Below are 22,638 nucleotides of genomic sequence, written 5' to 3'. Positions count from 1 at the left end.
GCCAGTGTTTCCTATTGATCGGTGGGTTTCAAGCGAGGCAACCCTTACTTCGGGTGCGTTCGCCCACCGCTGATTTCCTCCCGGCGCGTCACGCATCGTCACCCAAGCTCAACATCCATCCGGACCTCCCGGTGGTCAACAACGGACAGAGCGTCCTGCCAGTCCGATGCCGCTATGCGTGCACCTCCGGCGCGATACCGGGCCGGCTCCCCCACGGTCGGCACCTCAACACCATTGATCCGCACCGAGCGAACGCGGGTGCCGGAACCAGCCACGCGGTAGCGGACGCGCACCCGGGTACCGCCCAGGACGAGGGTGGCGACCAGACCGTGGAGGGAGTGCGGCAACACCGGGTCGACGACCACGTCGCCCGCCCGCCACCGCAGCCCCAGGAAGCCCTCGGAGACGAGTCGGAGCACCAATCCCGGACCCGACGAGTAGACGCGCCAGCCGCCCTCGAACCCGAACTTCGGGTCGAACATGCGCGATGAGCGCGCCTCGGCATCCACACGATCCGTGAACACGGCGTCCACCGATGAGTAGTAGCAGTTGGACTGCCGGGCTGTTGCGCCGGGTACGGCCGCACCCAGCCCAGTGGGCACCACCAACTGGAGCGCCCGCCAGGCGCGGTCCGCCTCACCGAGACGCAGCAGCGCCTCCACCCACCGAAGATGGGCGTGGGTGTACATGAGGCCGATCTCCCGTCCCCAGAACGTGGCAGCCTCCGCGCGCAGGAACACATGCGTCTCCCCGCCATGGTAGGCAACGGGGGTGTCGAACAGGTAGATGCCCGTGGGGCCGTCGAGGTGGTCGTTGATGACGGCGACGTGAGCCCGAGCCTCCTCGGGCGTCAGCAGTTCGTCCGCGATGGCGTGGATCATCTGGAGCGAGCCGTGGGTCAGGCCCGTGCGAATATCCCGAGGGTGCACCAGCAACTCCACCCCGCCCTCGTCCATGATGGCGTAGCCGGCGAGTTCTCCGTCCACGAGCAGATGCTCCCGCAGTGCCGCCTGCGTATCGCCGGCCATGGTGCGGAGCTGCCCGGCGAGCCCCCGATCCTCCGCCTGCAGGGCTTCGGCGAGCGTGGAGAACACCTTGATCTCGAGCTCCGCCGTCCACGTGGAGCACATCCAGCGGGCCACCTGGGGGTCGGCGGGCTGGAGGGAGTCGTTCCAGTCGCCGTGACCGTACGCCGGCAGCCGTGCATCGTGTGCCCGGTGGGTGCTGATGTGGTCAAGGGCGGCCCGTACATGCTCACGGATCGGGGTGCCCGGCATCAGGTCCTGCTCCCCCACCCATCCCGCACGCTCGTCGAGGATGGAGGTGTCCCCGGACATGCTGATGTAGTCCCCCAGCGCCAGCAATGGCCAGTAGACGACGTCACCGTGGCTCTCCCGGTGACCGGGTGCGCGACGCTCCGGCAGGTATTCGAACCACTGGGGCCAGTCCCCGTCGTCCTGCTGGGCGGCGAACACCACCGTCAGCACCTCACGGACAAGATCCGCGCGGCCGGCAGCCACCAGCAGCCCCACCGGCCCCTGGCACACGTCCCGGGTCCCCCAGGCGCCTCCTGTGAACTGCTCCAGCCCACGGGGCACCTGGTAGTGGATCACTGCGTCCTGCGCCAGCCACGGGAGGAACTCCGCCAGGGCGTCGGACGCAGGCGGACCCTCCAGTCGCGGAATGCTCTCCACCAGGGTGCGATCCGTCTCCGGGCACTCCCCCGGGAGAAGTGGCACCCGCAGGCATACGGGGCCGTCATCGCTGCGTCGTGTCAGCCAGCCCCCCGCGGACGCACGACCGTCCGAGAAGAGCAGCCCACCCTCGTCATGGCCCGAGTCCCCGGTGTTGGCCGCCAGCAGCAGCGGAAGCGCGCCACCCTTGACGTGGGCGTCCACGCGAAGTTCTCCCGTAGTGAGCGTGGTGCGCACGACAACGGTGTGCCCGCCGGAGCGCCACCACCAGGAGGCGCTGTCGGCGGTGGCGGCCCAGGCGCTCGGGATGCCGAGCAGCCGCCACCCGTCGCCGGTGTCCACGAAAACGCGCACCCCCTCCGCGTGCGTGATGCCCAGGTAGCTGCGCCGGACACTGAGGAGCGGTGCCGCGTCAGCGTGACCCCGCGTGAGCTGGGAGGCGACGGTGCCGTTCATCCACACCGTGACGGCCGAGGCGGTGTCGTGCGGGCCGGGTCCCTCCCCTGCGGCCAGAATGTGACCGTGGGGACGCACTACGGCACGCTCCTTGCTTCCCGCCACGACATGCGCGTCGCCTGCCCGATACGCCCAGGGCCGGCCGTCGGGGCCGGTCTCGACATGGTTCGCCGGAGCCCCCGTCACCGTCAGGAACTCATCGGCCGCCAGATCCTCGCCATGCAGCCATGAGACGGGGCCAAACAGGGTGCTCACCACTGCGGTCCCCTCCGGGAGGGCGGCGGGGGCCACGGGCCATGTGGCGGCTGCCAGCCGGGCGCGCACCAGCTCGACGTCGCCGTCGGAGGATGCGGTCGGATGGTCAGCCTCCACCACAACCCGGAAGCCGACGGTGTCGCTCTCGCCGGGCGCCAGGCTGATCTCTTCGCACTGGAGGCCCGCCAGCGTGTGCTCGTGCTGGAGGCGCTCGGACGGCAGGTCGGCGGTGAGGTCGAGCCCCGTCTTGTCGGCGGAGGCAAGCTGAAGCGCGTCGGTGCACCATCCCGCCACGGGACGGGTGCAGGTGAGCGCCAGCCACGGCGTGACATCACCCGGCATGTTCTGCCGGACGGCGAGCATGGTGCCACCGCCACTCCCCAGTGCACTCACGTCGAGGTACTGCGAGACGTAGAACTCGTTGCGGCGCAGCGCATCCCAGGGGGTCAGAGCGGCATCCAGCGTGCACACGGCATCCAGTTCGACGACGGTCTCCCCCGTGTTGGTGACCTGCAGTCCCCATCCGAAGAGACCGTCCGCGGGTTGCTGCCACCCCAGGCACCACTCGACGTCGCCGAGGCTGCCCCGAGCGACGACGCCCTCGTGCGTCACCGACACGGTGGCTCCGCTGGCCGGGCCGAGGAGTCCTAGGGCTGTGTGCCCGACTTTTTCGCTGCGGCGACGGAGCCACACCTGGTGCCCGCCCGACTCAAGCTCACTTCCCGGGTACTGCAGGAGACTGAGGTCTCCGGCGTCCAGCCTCTCGAGCGCGCCCGCGGTGCTGAACCGGGCGCGGATGGGTGGGGCCGGGGTTTCCTCTGTCGTGGTCACTGTCCTGCTCATTTCTGGGACGTCGGGAGTGCGAGCCCGTGGCCCGCCCGGAAAAGAGGGGCGCTGGTGTCCCCCGCGACGTCCTCGCGGGATGCACGGACGGCGTCCATCGAGGAGGGAAACTCCACGGGCAGCCGGCCCTCCGGCGGCACCTCCCCCGTGACTGCTGCCAGCCAGGCGGAGTCCGTCACCCCAAAGGAGACGGTCAGGGCGGAGGCCACCCGCAGGAGCGGCGTGCAGACGGCAGGGCGGTCGGCCGCCACATCGATCACCAGCGGGCAGCACGTCGTCAGCCGCGCCAGTCGATGCTCCAGCCCCGGCGGGAAGTCCAGGCTGCCCTGGTGGAATTGCACCTCCAGGAACAGGTCATCACGCGGCTCGTACGGCGCCGCCAACCGTACGAGGGCCACGTCCGCGTCCTCGGGTCGCAGCACCGCCACCATGCCGGGCGGCAGGGACTGTGCCGCGCACCCCTCCAGATAGACGCGGGTCCCAGCTTCCGTGGCGACGGGCAGGACACCGTCGTTGGTGCACAGCACCACCGATCGTGCCTGCGTGCGCCACCCCTCCTCCACGTCGTCGCGCCGGCCGACACGTTCTTCCGCGGCACCCTCGTCGACGAACGGGTCATCGAACAGGCCGAGGGCGAACTTCACCCTCAGGAGGCGACGCGCGGATTCTTCCAGACGGTCGCGCGTCACCAACCCCCGGTCCACGAGGCCACGCAACAGGTCGGTGCATTCCTCACCGCCGAACTGGTCGACGCCGGCCTCCAGCAGTGTGAGCATGCGGTTCTCGGGGCTGAGATGCTCGACCCCCCAGGCCCTGGCTGGGAGAACCTGGTCCCCCACCTGGTTGTCGTTGACCAGTTCCCAGTCGGACAGGATCACGCCGTCGTAGCCCAGGGTGCCGCGCAGGAGCCCGGTCAGGAGTCGTCGGTTGTAGGCGAACCCCACCTCCTCCACCGGTTCCCCGTCCAGGACCAGCCCGACGGGTCGGCCGTAGTACGGCATGATCGCGGCCGTGCCGGCGCGGATGGCAGCCTCGAAGGGTCTGAGGTGATCGTGGAAGCGGCCGCCGGGGTACACCTGGTCGCGACCGTAGGGGAAGTGCGCGTCCTCCCCGTCCGCCTGCGGCCCGGCGCCGGGGAAGTGTTTCGTCGTGGCACTGACCGAGCCTGGCGCCAATCGACTGCCCTGCAGAGTCGCGACGGCCACCTCCATGCACTGCGACACGAAGCCGGGGTCGGCACCGAGCGTCTCCCTCTGCCTGGCCCAACGCGGCTCCGTCGCCACATCGGCGGTGGGGTGCAGGGCCGCGCGGATGCCCACGGCCACATACTCCCTGCGAACCACGTCGAAGAACCGGCGCACCACCTCGACATCCCGCAACGCGGCGATGCCCATGGGGTCCGGCCACTGGGAGAGGAACGTCGACGCCCAACTGGTGCCGGCATTCTGCGCGACGGAATGGCGGGGATCAGTGGAGATTGTCACGGGGACGGCGTGCGGCGCCTCACACGCCAGCTCCTGCAGCAGGTTCGACCAGTGTGCGGCCGAGCGGGCGCCCTGCAGTGCATGGACGTTGAAATGGGTGAGCCGCTTGCCCAGCACGACGTCGCGGGTGCCTGACTTGGCGATCCGGCCGGGACCGGCGAGGAGTTCCCCGTCCGGTCCGGCCTCGATCACGGTGTGGAACATGAGCCCCACGAGTTCGTCGACATCCATGCGCTGCGCGAGATCGACCGCCCGCTCCTCCGGCGTCAGTCGCGGATCCTCGAAGGGATCGAGACGGCCATTGCCGTTGAGGTCGCGAAAGGTCACACCGTCACGGGTGATGGGCTCGATTCTCGACACGGTCAGCCGCCCACGTTGAACTCCTCGAGACCGATGACGGGCCGCAGGGCGCGTTCCACCTGCCTCGTGGCGAAGTACGTGCGCAGGCGCCCCCACAGCATGACGTTGCCGAGGGCACCCATGATCATCGACTGGTCCAGCGACAGGTGGCGCTTGGCCACCGTGCCGCTGCGCACGGCCACGGCGTCGTAGAAACCGCCCTTGCCATAGGAGTCGAAGTTCTTCTGCAGTTTCTTCAGGTTGGTCGTGGCGTTCTTCGGTTCGTAGGCCATGGCCAGGAACGCGGCATGCGGGGTGACGACGCCGTCCCCGTACGCGGTGGGCGGCTTGTTCCAGTGGTAGTCCGTCTTCTCCTGGTCGGAGAAGTAGCCCGCCGGGTTCATCCCCAGTGCGTCGACGCCGTACTCCCGGTATCCGCCGGCGGGGTCGGAACACGGGGAGAATCCCCAGTAGCCGTACTTGGCGTCGTCGAGGCCGTGTTCACGCTGGGCGCGCACGTGCAACGGGTGGTTCCTCCCCCAACTCTTGGGCGCCCACTTCGCCTCGGGAACGAACAGGTCGGGCATGAGTTCCTCGAACATGGATCCGCCCCAGCCGGGCACCACCTGGAATCCGCGGTAGGTGTAGGCCCCCTCGTAGAACCGGGCACCCAGCTGCGTGCTCCAGTCGCCGACAGGCGGCATCTCCTGCCAGTCGAAGTCGGGCGGGAAGGTGCGGTAGGTGCTGAAGTACACCTTGTCGGGGAGTTGCCGGCGGAAGATCCCGAGATAGGTGACCATCCGGGCCTCGGAAATCGTTGTGTCGTAGTGGTTGGGGGTGTACCAGACGTCCGGCCCCTTCCCGATGGCCGAAGGCAGCAGAGGCACGACCATTGATGGCGCGGGGTCCTCGGTCCAGAAGCCACCCCAAATACCGCCGGTGTGGCCATCCCCCACGACTGGACCAAACGACTTGTCGTAGAACATGTCCCACCGCATGTCGTCGAACAGTTTGCGAGCAGCGCGACAGTTGAACGGATCAGCGTTCCCCACCAGATGCAGGGCGGCCCCCAGCCATCCCATGTCGACGCTCGAGACGAAGGGGTACACGGGGCTGCCGTCGGTCGGCCACGTGTGGAGCACCGCACCCGTCGCCTCGTCGTACCAGTTGTAGAACATGCCACTGGGTTCGTGCTTCTCCATCCTCGCCAGCGAGGTGAGGGTACGACGGATGAGGGTGACGGACTTCTTGACCGAAATGATGCCCAGGTCCCGCGCCACGATGCAGCTCCACAGGTAGCCGCCGATGTTGGTGGGAGAGGTGTAGCCGCTGCGCGTGGTGAGCTTGCCGTCGATGTTGTCGGCCACGAGCCCGGACTTCTCGTCAGCCATCGCTTCCAGTGAGATCCAGGTGTCCCTGGCCCACGTGTAGAGCTGCTTGTCGTGCTTGGGCCACGAGGGGTGCTTGCCGTGTGCGTCGGCGGGGATCGCCGAGAGCGCCGTGACGACGCCGGCGCCGGCGGTGGCGCCCAGCAGGGCGCGGCGTGAGAGAGAGATGTCCATGGTGAAACTCCTTGGTGTCTCAAGAGTGGGGGGATTACTTGATGCCCGTGCTGGCAACGCCTTCGATGAAGTAGCGCTGGAAGAACAGGAAGACGAGCACGATGGGGAGGACGACGACACAGGCGCCGGCCAGCAGGAGCCCGTAGTCGGTCTGGTTCTGGCCGGTGGAGACCAGGGCCAGCGCCACGGGCAGCGTGTAGGTCTTCTCGGAACTGGAGACCACCAGCGGCCACAGGAAGTTGTTCCAGGAGCCGAGGAAGGTGAGGATGCCCAGCGTCGCCATGGCCGGGGTGGCCAGCGGGAGGAAGATGCGGAAGAAGATGCCAATTTCGCTGGCGCCGTCGAGACGTCCTGCCTCCAGCAGGTCGCGAGGGGTCCCCAGGAAGAACTGCCGCATCAGGAACACGCCGAACGGCGCCGCAAGGAAGGGCAGGAACAGGGCCGGGATGGTGTTGGCCAGCCCCATGTTGACCACGAGCACGAACTGGGGAATGAACGTCACCAGTCCGGGGATCATGAGAGTCCCCAACACCGCCCCGAAGACGATCCTCTTACCCGGAAAGTTCAGGTGTGCCAAGGCATAGCCCAGCATCGAGCAGAACAGTAGGTTCCCTACCGTCACGACCACCGCAACGATCACGGAGGTTCGGAAGAACTGCCCGAAGGGCAATCGTTGGAAGAGTCGCATGAAGTTGTCAAGAGTGGGGCTCTCAGGAAGCCACGTGGGAGGGACCCTGAGCAGTTCGCCCTGGGTCTTGAGGCTGCCCAACACCATCCAGATGAATGGCGTCATGACGAGCAGGAGCAGCACGCTGAGGACGAGGTAGAGCCACCAGCGGGATTGGGTGCGGGCCATCACTTCTCCCTCGTCAGTCGGAACTGGATGATTGTCACGACGACGATCACGACGAACGTCAGGTAGGCCATGGCGCCGGCGACGCCGTAGTTGCCGAAGCCGAACTGTTGGTAGGTGTACATGGATGCAGAGATGGTGCTGTTGAGCGGGCCACCCTGGGTCATGACGAACGGCTCCTCAAAGAACTGCAAGTAGCCGATGGTGGTGGTCACCAGCACGAACAGCATGGTGGGGCGCAGCAGGGGGAGGGTGATGTTCCAGAAGCGCTGCCAGCTCGAGGCCCCGTCCAGGGACGCGGCTTCGTGCAAGTTCCAGGGCACGGACTGCAGACCGGCCAAAAAGATGATCATGCCCGTGCCGAAGTTTCTCCATGTCGCCATCGCGATGAGCGACAGCAGTGACGTCCGGGTGTCACCGAGCCAGTTGGGGCCAGTGATGCCGACGTAGCCCAGGACGGTGTTCACCAGTCCGCTGTCGGGCTGGAGGAGAAATCTCCACACCACCGCGACGGCGACGATGCTGGTGATGACGGGCGTGTAGAAGCCCACACGGTAGACCCCACGGAAGCGGGTGATGCCCTTGTCCAGCGCCAGGGCGGCCGCCAGACCCGCCGCGATGGTGAGTGGGACCCCCACCACGACGAAGACCCCTGTGTTGAGGGCCGCCCTACGAAACACGGGATCCGACAACGCCTTGATGTAGTTGTCGAATGCCACGAAGTTCACCGAGAAGGGCGACCGGATGTCGCTGACCCTGGTGTCGGTGAAACTCATGAACATTGACTGGATGACCGGCCAGAGCGTGAAGACGGCGAACAGGAGGAGGAAGGGTGCGGCCAAGAGGATTCCGGCCCGCGCCTCGCTCCCGTTCCGGCGATGCCCGGGACGTGAGCGAGGACTGCGCTCCGTGATGGCTGGGGCGGACATGATGGCTCAGCCCATGCCAATCGATGTGGCTTCCTGCTGCACCGTCTTCAGTGCTTCGCCAGGATCGGTGCCGGTCTTGGTGACCTTCTCCACCTGCGCGTCGAAGCTGGCCGACACCTGTTCCCAGGTCTGCACAGGAGGCGGGGCGAAGGCGGTCTTGAGCTGTGTCCCGAACTTGGCCAGTTTCGCGTCACTCTTCAGGGATTCGTCGTCCCAGGCGGACTGAACGGATGGCAGGTCCGTGGACATCCCGAACCATTCCACCTGGGTGGTGTCAGTGGTCAGGAAGTCGACGAGCTTCCACGCGGCATCCCGGTTCTCGGTGCTCTTGAAGACGCCCAGGTTGGAACCACCCACGAACGATGCGCTGATTTCCTTCTTGGGCATGAGGGCAACGTCGTACTTGTCGGCAAACCCCGCTCCACCGGCGGTCTCCACCGACGCCATCATCCAGGGACCGGAGATGAACATGGGCGCGGCGCCCGAGGCGAAGTCCGCCTCGGTGGTGCCCTGTGCGGGTGCCTTGTTGGCGATGCCGTCGGTGAAGAAGGACTGGTAGTACTTCAGTGCCTCGACGTTCTTCGGGTCGTCGAAGGTGAACGCGGTCATGTCCTTGTTCACGATCTCGCCACCGTTGGACCACATGAACGGGACCACCGTCTGCCAGGATCCGGTCTGACCGGGCTGCAGGCTGATGCCCCACTTGGAGCCGCCCTTGTCCTGCATGGCCTTGGCCATGTCGTGCAGACCCTCCCACGTGGTGGGAGCTTCCGTGATGCCGGCCTTCTTGGCAATGTCGGTGCGGTAGAAGACGAGCCGCGTCTCCACGTACCAGGGCACGCCGTAGGAGGTGTCCTGCACCACGGTGGTCGCCTGGGCCCCCTCGAAGAACTTCGACGGATCAATCATCTCGGGGGTCGGATCGAGGGCCTTGAGACCGACGAACTCACCCATCCACGTGGTACCGATCATCGCGAGGTCCGGTGTGGTGCCGGCGGCGATGGCAGCGGTGAACTTGTCATGCGCAGAATTCCAGGGGATGGCGGTGACCTCCACCTTGACGTCAGGGTTGTCGGCCTCAAACTTCTTGACCAGGTCCGGCAATTTGTCGCCCTCAGTACCCATGGCCCACATGGTCAGCGTGCCGGTGGCCTTGCCGGTGTCGACGGCCTGCTGGCTGGGTGCATTGGTGGTGTCGCCGCCGGCGTCACGTCCGCATGCGGACATGCCGACGAGTGCGAGCAGCGCGGTGAGCGCCGCAGCAGTCCTCATCCGATTCTTCATGACTCTCCTCGTTGAGTGGTGAATGGTTGGAGCACGCCGCAGCCACAGGACTGACGGTGCACGATCGTGGTGGGCAGGACGACGCTCTCGTCAGCCCGCTCCCCCGCCATGAGGCGGTGGAGCTGCTCAGCGGCCATGGCGCCCAGTTGCGCAACGGGCTGGCTCACGGTGGTGAGACCGGGTCGCAGGTACCGGGATGCCCGGATGTCGTCCCAGCCGACGACGCTGATCTGACGGGGCACGTCGATCCCGAGTTCCTGCATCTCGTGGACCAGCGCCACCGCGATCTCGTCGTTGCCGCAGACGAGGGCGTCGTATTCGAGCCCCCCGGCCACCATGTCGCGGGCCAGCCCCCGACCGGTGTACTCATCCATGGCTACGCCCAGCGCCGGTGGTATTGGCAGCTCCGCACGGCACAGCGCCGCGCAGAACCCCTCATACCGGGCTTCGATGTCGGAGCCGGGATCCACCTGCCCGACGAAGACCAGACGGGTCCGCCCCAGGCTGATCAGGTGGGTGGTCAGTTCTTCTGCGGATGCCCTGGACTCGGCATAGATGGCGGGAACGCCGGGCAGTTTCGTGCGGGCGACTGTGACCACGGGCATCCGGGCGGCCATGCGGCTGACGAGTTCGTCGGTGGCGGCGCTCATGGCCATGAACGCCACGCCATCGACCTGGCCCATGAGTCTCTGCACGGCCGCGCGCTGGTCAGTATCAGGGTTGGCCAACAGGAGCAGAACCGAGGTGTCGAGTTCGCTGGCCCGGGTCTCGAACCCCACGGCCAACTGTGCATAGTAGGTGCCGCCGATGCGGGGGAGGACCACTCCGAGCGCTCGGACTGAACCCCCCGCGAGCTTCTGCGCCGCCGCCTGCGGGACGTAGTGCAGCGTCGCGGCCGCCAGTTCGACGCGTTCACGGGTGCTCTGCCGGATGCGGGGATCTCCACGCAGCGCGCGGGAAACGGTGGACGTGGACACGCCCGCCATCTCGGCCACCGCGTAGATGTTCCTCGTCATGCAGGTCCCCCTTCGACTCTGATCGTCATCGATCTGTGCAAGCGCTTGCATTGAATGTATGGCACGGATGGATCAGGTGCAGCCCTTTCCCTGAAATTGATGTGTCGGAGCACGATGACCGCCTCCCGAATGGATGCTCCATCACGGCTGGCGGTACTCTGGCGACGTGCCGCCACCATCCGTCGTTTCCGCCCGGGACTTGCGTGTCGCGTTCGGTTCACGCACCGCACTGGACGGCATGTCCCTGGAGGTGCACCCGGGTCGGGTGACGTCCCTCCTGGGGCCCAATGGGGCTGGCAAGACCACCTTCATTCGTTGTTGCACGGGCCTCGTCGAGCCGGATGCTGGAACCCTGGCGTTGTTCGGGCACGCGCCCGGCTCCGCGCAGGTGTTGCCACGTGTGGGCCTCATGCCCCAGCAGACCGGCGCGTGGTCGCAGATCGCACCCCGCCAACTGTTGACCTACCTGTCGAAGCTCTACGCCGATCCCCTGCCCACCGACTCATTGATGACCGCACTGGGCATTCACGCCTTCGCCAGCACGCCCTATCGCCGCCTGTCCGGAGGGCAGCAGCAACTCGTCAACCTTGCGGGGGCACTCATAGGACGCCCGGACGTGGTCTTTCTCGACGAACCGACCGCGGGCCTTGACGTCCGCATGAAGCGTTCCGTCTGGGACCTCGTGGGGCGGGTGAGGGACGCAGGCGTCGCCGTGCTGCTCACGACGCACGACATGCACGAGGCGGAAAACCTGGCAGACGACGTGCACATCATCGACAGGGGCCGCATCACCCTGCAGGGGACCGTGAAAGAACTGACGCGCAACGGGGACCTCGAATCGGTGTTCCTGGCCCACACCTCACCCGCGGAGGCGGACGCATGACGGCCCTCGACTTCACTCCCGCCGCCGGTGCGGCACCCCGTTCCCGCCAGGTGTGGGCACACGCCACCACCGAGGCCAGCCTCATCCTGCGCAACGGTGAGCAGGCGCTCCTGGCCCTGGTGATTCCCATCGGTATCCTCGTGGCCGGCCGGTTCCTGGGGTCCAGATTCGGTCTGGACTTCCCCACGCTGGCGCCGTCGGTTCTGGCGCTGGCCATCTGGTCCTCCTGCTTCACGTCGCTGGCCATCTCCACCGGCTTCGAACGCCGCTACAACGTGCTGGAGCGGCTGGCGGCCACCCCCCTCGGAAAGTCGGGCATCCTGCTGGGGAAGGCCACGGCCATCGCGTTGGTCACGGGCGTACAGCTCGTCGTCCTGCTGGGCGTCGCCCTTGTGCTCGGATGGCGCCCCGGTCTGGACCCCGTGGCGCTGGTGATCGCCGTGGTCGCCTGTCTGCTCGCAGCCGGCGCGTTCGCGGGCCTGGCGCTCTGCCTCGCAGGAACGGCCCGACCGGAGATCACGCTCGCAGTGGCCAATCTCGTCTACCTCATCGGCCTGGTGGGCGGCGGGATCCTGCTGCCCGTTGCCAGCCATCCGGCCTGGGCCAGGCCGATCATTTCACTCCTCCCCACAGCCGCTCTGGGGGAGGCCCTCCGCAACGGCACCGCCATGACGCTGGTCGTTCTGGCCGTGTGGTGTGCAGGCACACTGGTGGTGGCACGAAAGGTGTTCCGATGGACGTCATGACACACAACCCTGTTCACCGGGCTGGATGGACCCCGCTGCGACTGGTGGACGGCGAGCAGGCGATGCGACGCTGGTTCGTCGCATCCCTGGTGGCCAACATGCTCATCATCGTGACCGGTGCCGTCGTGCGCCTCACGGGATCAGGGCTGGGCTGCCCCACGTGGCCGGAGTGCTTCGAGGGCTCCTACACCCCGCACCCGGAAGCGGGCATTCAGGGGATCATCGAATTCGGCAACCGCCTCATCACGTTCGTCCTCATCATCGTGGCGCTGGCGGCATTCGTCTCCGCGTGGCGCAACCGTCGCGCGTTCAGCAAGCTGTGGTGGCTCACGTTGGGCATTGGTCTGGGCATCCCGTTCCAGGGCGTCATCGGCGGAATCGTCGTACGGCTGGACCTCAACCCGTGGCTGGTTGCGCTGCACCTGCTGCTGTCGGTGGCGCTCATAGTGCTGTCCACCTGGGCACTGACGATCGCCCGTGGCGTGCCAGCAGATCAGGTGTCGACCCGCACCCGCGCACTGGTGATCCTGACGTTCGCCATCGCCATGGTGGCCATCTGGATCGGCACCATCGTCACCGGGGCCGGGCCGCATGCCGGCGATCTCGACTCTCCCCGCAACGGCCTGAACATCCTGATCGTGGCGCGCGTGCACTCGGCCTCCGCGTGGCTGCTCACAATCACGTCCGTCGCGTCCCTCGTCGTACTGCGCCGGGCGGGCCATCGCCGCGCCACCCGTGCCGCGACAATGCTTCTGGGCACGGTCATTCTCCAGGGCGTCATCGGCTACATCCAGTACTTCACGGGCCTGCCCGTCGGCGTGGTGATCCTGCACCTCATTGGCCTCACCCTGGTGGCGCTGGCCGCCGCCCGACTCCTGTTCTCATCCACGTCCCGAGGCACCCAGCCCTGAGCTTCGGCGGGCCCGGGTGGAGCGAGCGCTCAGGTGATGAGGGGGTCGACAGCCATCGCCAGAAAGAGGAGCGCCAGATAGGTGTTGCTCCAGTGGAACAGCCGCATGGCCTTGAGCTGCGCGATCTCGACGCCTGAGCGGGCGCGTTGCCACAGCTTCCAGGCCTCCACGAGGAACACGGCGCCCAGCACGACTGCCACCACGGGGTAGAGCCAGCCCGTGGGGGCCAGTGGCCACAACAGGAGCGAGACGGCGACGGTGGCAACCGAGTACCAGAAGATCTGCATTGCCACGTGGGGGGCGGGCTTCACCACTGGCAGCATGGGGACGGAGGCGGCGGCGTAGTCGTCCCGGTAGCGGAACGCCAGTGCCCAGGTGTGTGGCGGGGTCCACAGGAAAACGATGGCGAAGAGGACGAACGGAGCCAAGGCGAGCTGGCCGGTGACGGCCGTCCAGCCGATGAGCGGCGGGAAGCAGCCCGCGATACCGCCCCACACGATGTTCTGCGACGTGCGCCGCTTCAGCCACATCGTGTACACGAAGACGTAGAAGGCGTTGGCCACGAGCGCGAGGATCGCGGACAGCCAGTTCGCGCCGAAACCGAGCACGAGCGTGGCCGCGATTCCGAGGGCCACACCGAACGCCGTGGCAGAACCCGTGCTGATCTGGTGACGCGGGACGGGGCGACGGCGTGTGCGCCGCATGATCTCGTCGATGTCGGCGTCGATCACGCAGTTGAAGGTGTTGGCACTGGCCGCGGCGAACATGCCGCCGATCATGGTCCACAGCACGAGGTTCCACGGTGGGAGACCGCCCGCCGCGAGAAACATGGCCGGAACCGTTGTCACCAGCAGTAGTTCGATGATGCGCGGCTTGGTCAGGGCGACGTACGCCTTCACCACGTCCATCGTCGCGACCCTGAGGGAAGGTGCCTCGGCGGCTCCTGCAACCACGAACACGCCCTCTTTCACAATCGGTGACATTTCTGCACGAGTCTACCCCCGCACACTTGGCACCCCAAGACGCGGCGAACGGCCGCGACCAGACTCTTGGTGAACGCATCCGCGTCACTGCCGCATCAGTGGCTAAGGTTGTGTGGCTGCCATTTCCCCTCTTCCAGCCAAGGAAGCCGATGCCCCACTCGTCGAACAACCCTCTCCGCGATCCACAGGATCGGCGTCTGCCCCAGATTGCGGGACCGTGCGTCCTCGTAATTTTCGGTGTGACAGGCGACCTGTCCCGCAAGAAGCTGATGCCTGCCGTCTATGACCTGGCCAACCGCGGCATGTTGCCTCCCGGTTTCGGTCTCGTGGGCTTCGCCCGGCGGGACTGGCAGGACCAGGACTTCGCCAAGGTGGTGCACGACGCCGTCAAGGAGAACTCACGCACCCCGTTCCGCGAGGAAGTGTGGGAGCAACTGCTGGAGGGCATTCGCTTCGTCCCCGGAACGTTTGACTCGGACGAGTCGTTCGACAAGCTCAAGGACACCATTTGCGAGCTGGACCAGGCACGCGGCACCGGCGGCAACCATGCCTTCTACTTGTCGATTCCGCCGTCGAGTTTCGAGGTGGTGGTGTCCCAGCTGAAGAAGCACGGCCTCACCGAGGAGGAGCAGGGTGGGTGGAACCGGGTGGTCATCGAGAAGCCCTTCGGTCACGACCTCGAGTCCGCGAAGGAACTGAACGCCGTTGTCAGTTCGCTGTTCGAGCCCCAAGAGGTGTTCCGCATCGACCACTATCTGGGCAAGGAAACCGTCCAGAACATGTTGGCGTTGCGCTTCGCGAACCAGATGTTTGAACCCCTCTGGAACAACCACTACGTCAGCCACGTCCAGATCACCATGGCCGAGGACATCGGCATCGGAGGCCGGGCAGGCTACTACGACGGCATCGGCGCAGCACGCGACGTCATCCAGAACCACCTCCTGCAACTGTTGGCGCTCACCGCCATGGAGGAGCCCACGTCGTTCGAGGCGTCCCAGCTCCGCGCGGAGAAGCAGAAGGTTCTGGCTGCCGCGCATGTCCCCGGTGACCTCTCGCAGACGACGGCGCGAGGGCAGTACTGCGCCGGCTGGCAGGGTGCGCAGCAGGTGAAGGGCTACCTGGAGGAGGACGGCGTGGACGCCGGTTCCTCCACGGAAACCTTCGCGGCCATCCGCGTGGACATCGACAACCGCCGCTGGGCCGGTGTGCCGTTCTACCTGAGGGCTGCCAAGCGCATGCCCCGCCGGGTCACGGAGGTGGCACTCAGTTTCAAGAGGGCCCCCCACCTGCCGTTCACCGCCACGGACACTGAAGAACTTGGCACCAACGCCCTTGTCATGCGCATCCAGCCCGACGAGGGCGTGACCCTGCGCTTCGGTGCGAAGGTCCCCGGAACCCAGATGGAGATCCGGGAAGTTTCCATGGACTTCGCCTACGGCGGTTCGTTCACGGAATCCTCGCCCGAAGCCTATGAACGGCTCATTCTTGACGTCATGCTGGGAGACGCCCCCCTGTTCCCGCAGCAGGAGGAGGTGGAGCTCAGCTGGAGCATCCTCGACCCGGTGCTCGAGCACTGGGCCGCCCAGCCCGATCAGCCCGAGCCCTACGAGTCCGGCACCTGGGGCCCGCAGAACGCCGTGGACATGCTCGCCCGTGACGGCTTCGCCTGGCGCCGGCCCTGAACGCAGAAGGAATCCCCACGTGATCATCGAACTGAAGAACACCACCACCCGCGAGGTGGCCTCCGAACTGTTGCGCGCGCGCCGCAACGTCGGGTCCGCCAGCGGCATGGTCCTGACGCTGCTGGTCGTCTCCGACGAGGACCACCGCGATGACGCCCTGCAAGCCGCCCGGGCATCCGCCACGGCGCACCCCTCCCGGGTCATCGTCGTCACGTACGCCGACGGCACTCCGCAACTCGACGCGCAGATCCAGGTGGGTGAGGGCATACCCGGTGACATGCTGGCACTGACAATGCGGGGGGAACTGGCGGAACACGCCGGCTCCGTCCTGCTGCCGCTGCTGCTGCCGGACTCCCCCACCATCGTCTGGTGGCCACACGACGCCCCCGACCACCCCAGCCAGGACCCTGTGGGCAAGTTGGCCGATCGTCGGATCACCGACGCCGCCAGCGCGGCCGACCCACAGGAGGCTCTGATCGCGCGGGCACGCAACCACACGCCCGGTGACACCGACCTGACGTGGACCCGGCTGACACGCTGGCGCGCCCTGCTGGCGGCCGCCCTGGATCAGTACCCGCACACCGTCACGGGCGCCCTGGTGCGCTCCGCCCCGGACAACGCGCCCGCCCTCCTGCTGATGGCGTGGCTGGAGGAGCGGTTGGGGGTGGAGGTCAAGAATGAGGAGTGCACCCAGGCGGGCGTGTCAGAGGTCCGGCTCACCACCAAGACCGGCGACATCGTCATCAACCGCGGACAGTCCGACAGCATCGCCCTGTACAACGTGCCCGGCCAGCCAGAACGCAAGGTGGCACTGCGTCGTCGCCCGTTGACCGACCTGCTGACCGAGGAGTTGCAGCGGATGGACGCAGACGACGTGTTCGAGGCGGCCGTGGGTCGCATCCTGAAGATGAAGGACGCCTGAGGTGTACCGTCGCACGATCCGGCTGGATGACGCGGACGAAGTGGCCGACGTCGTGGCTCGGCGTCTCCTGGACAGGATCGTGGAGTTGCAGGACACGAGTGCTCAAGTCCACATCTGTCTGACCGGTGGGGAGACCGCCAACCAGATGTATGAGCGCTTCGCTGCGCTGGTGCCCGACTCGGCACTCGACGCCACCAAGCTGCAGCTGTGGTGGGGCGACGAGCGATTCGTTCCTGCCACGGACGCTGACCGCAACTCCCTGCAGGCCGTCTCTCGGCTGGCACGCACCGTGTCCATCAAGTCTGCGGACATCCACATGATGCCGGCCCAGGATGGGCGCGCAGATTCGCACCAGTGCGCCGTTGAGTACGAGGCCGAGCTCGGGGACACCGTCTTCGACATCACCCTGCTGGGCATCGGCGCTGACGGACACGTGGGGTCCATCTTCCCGGACCATCCCAGTTTCGAGCCCACGAACCGCCAGGTCATCGGGGTGACAGACTCCCCCAAGCCACCCTCAGAGCGCATCTCCCTGACAATCCCCACCATCAACCGGTCCGAGGAGATCTGGATCATCGCCACGGGCGCGTCGAAGGCCGATGCAGTGGCACGGGCCCTCGAGGGGGATGCCGCGCTGCCGGCGTCCCATGTGCAGGCACGTGAGGCGACGTACTGGTTCCTCGACGCCGACGCCGCCGCCCAACTGCCGGAACCCTACAACTGCGCCCTCTGACTGGTCAGCGCACCACCATCACAACGCACGAATGGGGCTCCCGCACATGTGCGGGAGCCCCATTCGTGGATTGTCCGGGTGGATGCCCGGGGGGTCAGTAAATGACCTCACCCGAGGCGCGACGCGCCCTCAACAAGGCGATGGCCTCGTCGAGGATCTGGGCCGCCTCGGCGTCGCTGCGACGTTCCTTCACATAGGCAAGGTGCGTCTTGTACGGCGTGATCTTCGGCGGAGGCGGAGGGTTGTCCGCGTCCGTGTTTGCGGGAAGGCCGCAGCGCGGACAATCCCAGGATTCGGGTATGGCCGCGTCGATAGCAAATGCCGGGCGGGTTTCATGCCCGCTCGAGCAGTAGTACGAGACGTGCAGACGCGGGGCAGAATCGCCCCGCTCGGCCTCTCCCATGGGACCGGCGCCGACACGGCTACCGCGGATGGCGTTGCCACCTGCCACGATTACTCCTCCAGGATGTGGGTTGTACGGATGTTCACACGCCGAGCCGGTACAGGACCAGCAGCGCGGCGATTGTCAGGACCCAGACGCCTGTCAGGACCAGGGTGATGCGGTCGAGTCGACGCTCAGCGGTCGACACCCCACCCATGGACGTTGACATGCCGCCACCAAAGAGGTCAGACATGCCGCCGCCACGACCCTTGTGGAGGAGGACTGAAGCAGCCAACAGGACACTGAGCAGGATCAGGATGATCGAGAGGGTCGAAATCGGCCAGCTGACGAGGGGGACAATCACGCGTGAAGTCTAGCTGACGGGCACCGAATCTCCACATCGGCCTACCCCGCGGACCCCACCTCCGGAACCCACCCGTGTCCGCTCACCCATGTTGTTCCCCGACGACGCCGAAGGGGCCGTCCGGCGTGTGCCGGACGGCCCCTTCGGGTCACGTTGGTGAGACCCCTCAGACGGGGAGCTTCTGGTACAACACGATGGCCGCGAACTCCTCGGGCTGGAGGCTTGCGCCTCCCACGAGGGCGCCGTCGACGTCGGGCTTGTTCATGATCTGCGCGACGTTTCCGGACTTCACCGAACCGCCGTACTGAATACGGAGCGCCTCAGCCGTGGCGTCGTCGTAGAGGTCGGCGACTTCCTTGCGGATGGCACCACACACCTCTTGTGCGTCCTCGGGCGTGGCCACTTCACCTGTGCCGATGGCCCAGACGGGCTCGTAGGCGATGACGAGGCTGGCGACCTGCTCGGCCGTGAGGCCGGCCAGGGTGCCGCGGACCTGGTTGAGCGTGTACTCGACGTGGCGGCCCTCCTTGCGGATGTCGAGCCCCTCCCCCACACAGATGATGGGGGTCATGCCGGCTGCCAGAACCTTGGCGGCCTTGGTGTTGACGACCTCATCGGTCTCGGCGTGGAACTGGCGACGCTCGGAGTGCCCCACCACCACGTACTTGACGCGGAGCTTGGCGAGCATGGCCGCGCTGACCTCACCCGTGTAGGCGCCGGAGTCGTGCTCCGAGACATCCTGCGCGGCCAGCGTGATGGGCATGCGCTCACCGTCGATGAGCGTCTGGACGGTGCGCAGGTCCGTGAACGGCGGCACGACGACGCAGTCAACGGTGGAACCGTCGAACTCCTTGTCGGCCAGCGTCCACGCAAGCTTCTGCACCATGCCGGTGGCCTCGACGTGGTCGAGGTTCATCTTCCAGTTGCCTGCCATGATCGGCTTGCGGGTCATCAGTTGGTTCCTTCTTCCAGGACGGAGATGCCGGGCAGTTCCTTGCCCTCGAGGAACTCCAGCGAGGCGCCGCCGCCCGTGGAGATGTGGCCGAATTCCTCATCGGCGTGGCCGAGAATGCGCACGGCTGCGGCGGAGTCGCCGCCGCCCACGACGGACAGGCCGTCGACTTCGGTGAGCGCCTTGGCCACCGCTGCTGTGCCGAGGCTGAGTTCCTTGATCTCGAACACGCCCATGGGGCCGTTCCAGAACACGGTCCTCGCGAGACGGATCGTCTCGGAGAAGATCTTCTCGCTCTCGGGCCCAATGTCCAGACCCATCTTGTCCGCAGGGATGGACTCGGAGGCCACCACGTCGACGGGACCAGTGACGGTGCGTGCACCGAAGTCCATGCCGTCGGCGACGCGGACGTCGACGGGCAGCAGGATCTGCTTGCCCTGGGCCTTGGCTGACTCGAGGTACCCACGGCACGTCTCGAGGTTGGTGTCGTCGACCAACGAACTGCCGATGTCGTAGCCCTGCGCCTTGAGGAACGTGAACACCATCCCGCCGCCGATGACCAGCGTGTCGGCAACCTTCAGGAGGTTGTCGATGACGGACAGCTTGTCCGCCACCTTGGCGCCGCCGAGCACCACGACGAACGGGCGCTCAGGTGTCTCCGTGAGTCGACGCAGGACGTCGATCTCCTTGGCCACCAGGTATCCGGCAGCGTTCGGCAGCAGCTTGGCCACGTCGTAGACGGACGCCTGCTTGCGGTGGACGACGCCGAAGCCGTCGGAGACGAAGATGTCGCCGAAGGCGGCATACTTCTTGGCCAGCTCCACGCGCTCGGCCTCGTCCTTGGACTCTTCGGCCGGCTCGTAGCGGACGTTCTCCAGCAGTGCAACGTCGCCGTCAGCCAGTCCTTCGACGGTCCGGGCTGCGGATTCGCCCACCACATCGGTGGCGAGCTTCACCTCGGTGCCGAGCAGCTCGGAGAGCCGCGCGGCCACCGGGGCAAGGGAGTACTTCGCGTTGACAGCACCCTTGGGTCGGCCCAGGTGAGCCATGATGACGACCCGCGCACCCTGCTCACGCAACGCGGTGAGCGTGGGCAGGGCGGCGCGGATGCGGCCGTCATCGGTGATGGTCTCGCCGTCGAGCGGGACGTTGAAATCGCAGCGGATCAGGATCCGCTTGCCCGACAGATTGCCGAGGTCATCGATGGACTTCACGTGTCTAGGCCTTCCCTTCATCTATGGGTGTGTTGTGGATGTCAGAGCGAGGCGCCGACGAGGAGGGTGAGGTCCACGCAGCGGTTGGAGTAGCCCCACTCGTTGTCGTACCAGCCAAGCACCTTGACCTGGTTGCCGATGACCTTGGTCATCGGTGCGTCGAAGACGCAGGAGGCCGGGTCGGTGACGATGTCTGTGGAGACGATGGGGTCCTCGTTGTAGATGAGGATTCCCTTCATGGCGCCTTCAGAGGCCTTCTTCACGATGGCGTTGACTTCTTCGACGGTGGTCTCGCGGGAGGCCTCGAACGTCAGGTCCGTGGCCGAGCCGGTGGGAACCGGGACGCGCATGGCGTAGCCGTCCAGCTTGCCCTTGAGCTCCGGGAGGACCAGGGAGACAGCCTTGGCTGCACCGGTGGTGGTGGGAACCATGTTCAGGGCGGCGGCGCGGGCGCGACGCAGGTCCTTGTGGGGAGCGTCCTGCAGGTTCTGGTCCTGCGTGTAAGCATGGATCGTGGTCATGAGACCCTTCTCGATGCCCAGACCGTCGTTCAGAGCCTTGGCCATGGGGGCCAGGCAGTTCGTGGTGCAGGAGGCGTTCGAGATGATGTGGTGCGCTGCGGCGTCGTACTTGTCGTCGTTGACGCCCATGACGATGGTGATGTCCTCGTTCTTCGCCGGGGCGGAGATGATGACCTTCTTGGCGCCGGCGGTGATGTGCGCCTTGGCCTGGGTGGCGTCGGTGAAGAAGCCGGTGGACTCGATGACCACGTCAACACCCAGCTCGCCCCAGGGGAGGTTCGCGGGATCCTTCTCGGCGAATGCCTTGATCTCCTTGCCGCTGACGACGATGGCGTCATCGGTGGAGGTGACATCGCCGGGGAAGCGGCCCAGGATTGAGTCGTACTTCAGCAGGTGGGCCAGCGTCTTGTTGTCGGTGAGGTCGTTGACGGCCACGACCTCGATGTCAGCACCGGCAGCCACGATGGCGCGGAAGTAGTTGCGGCCAATGCGGCCGAAGCCGTTGATTCCAACCTTGACGGTCATATGAATGGATCCCTCTCGAGAGACTGTCGCCGCGCAGGGCCAACGGCCACGTGCGCAAGCATCTGATGGACAACTCCCATCCTAACGACACCCGGGGCTCCACGGCCAAGGGGGTCCGCTCAGTCGAGGTCGCGCATCCCCGAAGGGAGGCTCGCCTCCGTGGTGGGGATGCCGGCCGCGATGGCCGCCTTGTCCGCCGTCGCCAGAAGTCGCCTGATCCGGCCGGCCACCGCATCCTTGGTCAGGGGCGGCTCGTGCAGTTTCCCGAGCTCCTCAAGGCTGGCCTGGCGGTGCTCCAGCCGCAGTTCGCCCGCCATGCGCAGATGATCGGGGACATCGTCGCCCAGGATGAGTAGCGCCCTCTCCACGCGGGCGCCAGCCGCGACCGCAGCGCGTGCGGACCTGCGCAGGTTCGCGTCGTCGAAGTTGGCGAGACGGTTGGCCTGGGCGCGGACCTCACGGCGCAGCCGTCGCTCCTCCCACACCAGCCGGGCCTCCTGAGCCCCCATGCGCGTCAGCAGGTCAGCGATGGCCTCACCGTCGCGCAGCACCACGCGGTCGACCCCACGGACCTCGCGAGCCTTCACGGAGATACCGAGGCGTCGGGCCGCGCCGACCAGTGCGAGTGCCGCCTCGGAGCCGGGACAGGTGATCTCCAACGCCATGGAGCGTCCGGGCTCCGTGAGGGAACCCCGAGCCAGGAACGCCCCCCGCCACACGGCGACGGCGTCGGCGAGAGACCCGCCCACCACGGACGGGGGCAGTCCCCGCACGGGCCGCCGGTTCTGGTCGACGAGGCCACTGAGCCGGGCGAGAGCCTCCCCGTCACGGACGACGCGGACGGTGTAGCGGGTGGTGCGGCGCAGGCCGGAGGAGTTGATCACCAGCATTTCGCTGTCCAGCGAGTACAGCTCGTTGATGAACGCACGCAGGCGGCGGGCCGCTGCTCCGGTGTCCATCTCGGCCTCCACGACGATGCGCCCGGAAACCAGGTGCAGACCACCCGCGAAGCGCAACATGGTGGCAACCTCGGCGCGCCGCGCATTCGGGTGCGGGGTGGCCACTGCAGCGAGTTCGGACTTCACCTTCTGTGTCAGGGCCATGC

Annotated in this window: 20 protein-coding genes; 6 read left to right on the top strand and 14 right to left on the bottom strand. The window is 66.7% G+C overall.

Annotation, left to right across the window (positions count from 1 at the left end; genetic code table 11):
• Positions 1–98: 98 nt before the first annotated feature.
• The 7 genes from EAX62_RS08240 to EAX62_RS08210 are packed head-to-tail and all read right to left on the bottom strand — an operon-like array spanning position 99 to position 10,715.
• Positions 99–3,236, bottom strand: a complete 3,138-nt coding sequence (locus EAX62_RS08240) for a GH36-type glycosyl hydrolase domain-containing protein (RefSeq protein ID WP_158600591.1) — start codon at positions 3,234–3,236, stop codon at positions 99–101.
• A gap of 8 nt (positions 3,237–3,244) precedes the next feature.
• Positions 3,245–5,092 (bottom strand): glycoside hydrolase family 3 protein, encoded by a 1,848-nt coding sequence (locus EAX62_RS08235; protein WP_121901211.1) that lies wholly within the window; start codon positions 5,090–5,092, stop codon positions 3,245–3,247.
• Positions 5,093–5,094: 2 nt separating this feature from the next.
• Positions 5,095–6,633 (bottom strand): glucoamylase family protein, encoded by a 1,539-nt coding sequence (locus EAX62_RS08230; RefSeq protein WP_121901210.1) that lies wholly within the window; start codon positions 6,631–6,633, stop codon positions 5,095–5,097.
• A 34-nt stretch (positions 6,634–6,667) separates the two neighbouring features.
• A complete protein-coding gene (locus tag EAX62_RS08225; protein WP_121901209.1) occupies positions 6,668–7,489 on the bottom strand; it encodes a carbohydrate ABC transporter permease in 822 nt (273 codons plus the stop codon).
• Positions 7,489–8,415, bottom strand: coding sequence for a carbohydrate ABC transporter permease (locus EAX62_RS08220; protein ID WP_121901208.1), 927 nt, complete (start codon positions 8,413–8,415; stop codon positions 7,489–7,491). Before EAX62_RS08220 ends, EAX62_RS08225 begins: the two co-directional genes overlap by 1 nt.
• Before the next feature lie 6 nt (positions 8,416–8,421).
• Positions 8,422–9,699, bottom strand: a complete 1,278-nt coding sequence (locus EAX62_RS08215) for a sugar ABC transporter substrate-binding protein (protein WP_121901207.1) — start codon at positions 9,697–9,699, stop codon at positions 8,422–8,424.
• Positions 9,696–10,715 (bottom strand): LacI family DNA-binding transcriptional regulator, encoded by a 1,020-nt coding sequence (locus EAX62_RS08210; protein WP_121901206.1) that lies wholly within the window; start codon positions 10,713–10,715, stop codon positions 9,696–9,698. Before EAX62_RS08210 ends, EAX62_RS08215 begins: the two co-directional genes overlap by 4 nt.
• Before the next feature lie 133 nt (positions 10,716–10,848).
• Here EAX62_RS08210 and EAX62_RS08205 point away from each other — a divergent pair, with 133 nt between their 5' ends.
• Genes EAX62_RS08205 through EAX62_RS08195 form a run of 3 tightly spaced genes read left to right on the top strand, consistent with a single transcriptional unit; the run spans position 10,849 to position 13,255 of the window.
• Positions 10,849–11,598, top strand: a complete 750-nt coding sequence (locus EAX62_RS08205) for an ABC transporter ATP-binding protein (RefSeq protein ID WP_121901205.1) — start codon at positions 10,849–10,851, stop codon at positions 11,596–11,598.
• The gene (locus EAX62_RS08200; protein WP_121901204.1) at positions 11,595–12,344 is read left to right on the top strand and encodes an ABC transporter permease; all 750 of its coding nucleotides are present in this window, start codon (positions 11,595–11,597) and stop codon (positions 12,342–12,344) included. Before EAX62_RS08205 ends, EAX62_RS08200 begins: the two co-directional genes overlap by 4 nt.
• Complete coding sequence (locus tag EAX62_RS08195) at positions 12,332–13,255, top strand: COX15/CtaA family protein (protein ID WP_233557870.1); 924 nt, start codon at positions 12,332–12,334, stop codon at positions 13,253–13,255. Before EAX62_RS08200 ends, EAX62_RS08195 begins: the two co-directional genes overlap by 13 nt.
• Positions 13,256–13,284: 29 nt before the next feature.
• Here the strand turns inward: EAX62_RS08195 and EAX62_RS08190 are convergent, their stop codons facing one another.
• Entirely contained in the window at positions 13,285–14,238 is a 954-nt protein-coding gene (locus EAX62_RS08190) for a heme o synthase (protein WP_121901203.1), read from the bottom strand.
• 149 nt (positions 14,239–14,387) lie between these two features.
• On the opposite strand from EAX62_RS08190, the gene zwf reads away from it, so the two are divergent.
• The 3 genes from zwf to pgl are packed head-to-tail and all read left to right on the top strand — an operon-like array spanning position 14,388 to position 17,575.
• Positions 14,388–15,920, top strand: a complete 1,533-nt coding sequence (gene zwf, locus EAX62_RS08185; RefSeq protein WP_121901202.1) for a glucose-6-phosphate dehydrogenase — start codon at positions 14,388–14,390, stop codon at positions 15,918–15,920.
• A gap of 19 nt (positions 15,921–15,939) precedes the next feature.
• Positions 15,940–16,842 carry a glucose-6-phosphate dehydrogenase assembly protein OpcA gene (locus EAX62_RS08180; RefSeq protein WP_121901201.1) on the top strand — a complete coding sequence of 301 codons (903 nt, stop codon included), beginning with the start codon at positions 15,940–15,942 and terminating at the stop codon, positions 16,840–16,842.
• Position 16,843: 1 nt separating this feature from the next.
• The gene (gene pgl / locus EAX62_RS08175) at positions 16,844–17,575 is read left to right on the top strand and encodes a 6-phosphogluconolactonase (protein ID WP_121901200.1); all 732 of its coding nucleotides are present in this window, start codon (positions 16,844–16,846) and stop codon (positions 17,573–17,575) included.
• 94 nt (positions 17,576–17,669) lie between these two features.
• Here the strand turns inward: pgl and EAX62_RS08170 are convergent, their stop codons facing one another.
• The 6 genes from EAX62_RS08170 to whiA form a co-directional block, all read right to left on the bottom strand.
• Positions 17,670–18,026 (bottom strand): RNA polymerase-binding protein RbpA, encoded by a 357-nt coding sequence (locus EAX62_RS08170; RefSeq protein WP_121901199.1) that lies wholly within the window; start codon positions 18,024–18,026, stop codon positions 17,670–17,672.
• Between the two features lie 34 nt (positions 18,027–18,060).
• On the bottom strand, positions 18,061–18,321 hold the full coding sequence (gene secG / locus EAX62_RS08165; RefSeq protein WP_233557869.1) for a preprotein translocase subunit SecG: 261 nt from the start codon (positions 18,319–18,321) through the stop codon (positions 18,061–18,063).
• Positions 18,322–18,487: 166 nt separating this feature from the next.
• The gene (gene tpiA, locus EAX62_RS08160; RefSeq protein WP_121901198.1) at positions 18,488–19,273 is read right to left on the bottom strand and encodes a triose-phosphate isomerase; all 786 of its coding nucleotides are present in this window, start codon (positions 19,271–19,273) and stop codon (positions 18,488–18,490) included.
• Positions 19,273–20,487, bottom strand: coding sequence for a phosphoglycerate kinase (locus tag EAX62_RS08155; protein WP_121901197.1), 1,215 nt, complete (start codon positions 20,485–20,487; stop codon positions 19,273–19,275). The genes tpiA and EAX62_RS08155 overlap by 1 nt, the downstream gene beginning before the upstream one ends.
• 41 nt (positions 20,488–20,528) lie before the next feature.
• The gene (gene gap / locus EAX62_RS08150) at positions 20,529–21,533 is read right to left on the bottom strand and encodes a type I glyceraldehyde-3-phosphate dehydrogenase (protein WP_121901196.1); all 1,005 of its coding nucleotides are present in this window, start codon (positions 21,531–21,533) and stop codon (positions 20,529–20,531) included.
• Between the two features lie 119 nt (positions 21,534–21,652).
• Positions 21,653–22,636, bottom strand: coding sequence for a DNA-binding protein WhiA (gene whiA / locus EAX62_RS08145; protein WP_121901195.1), 984 nt, complete (start codon positions 22,634–22,636; stop codon positions 21,653–21,655).
• Positions 22,637–22,638: the final 2 nt, after the last annotated feature.

The sequence above is a fragment of the Tessaracoccus antarcticus genome (assembly GCF_003688855.1).
Taxonomy (GTDB): Bacteria; Actinomycetota; Actinomycetes; order Propionibacteriales; family Propionibacteriaceae; genus Arachnia; species Arachnia antarctica.
This window is presented reverse-complemented; position numbering and strand designations above follow the sequence as displayed.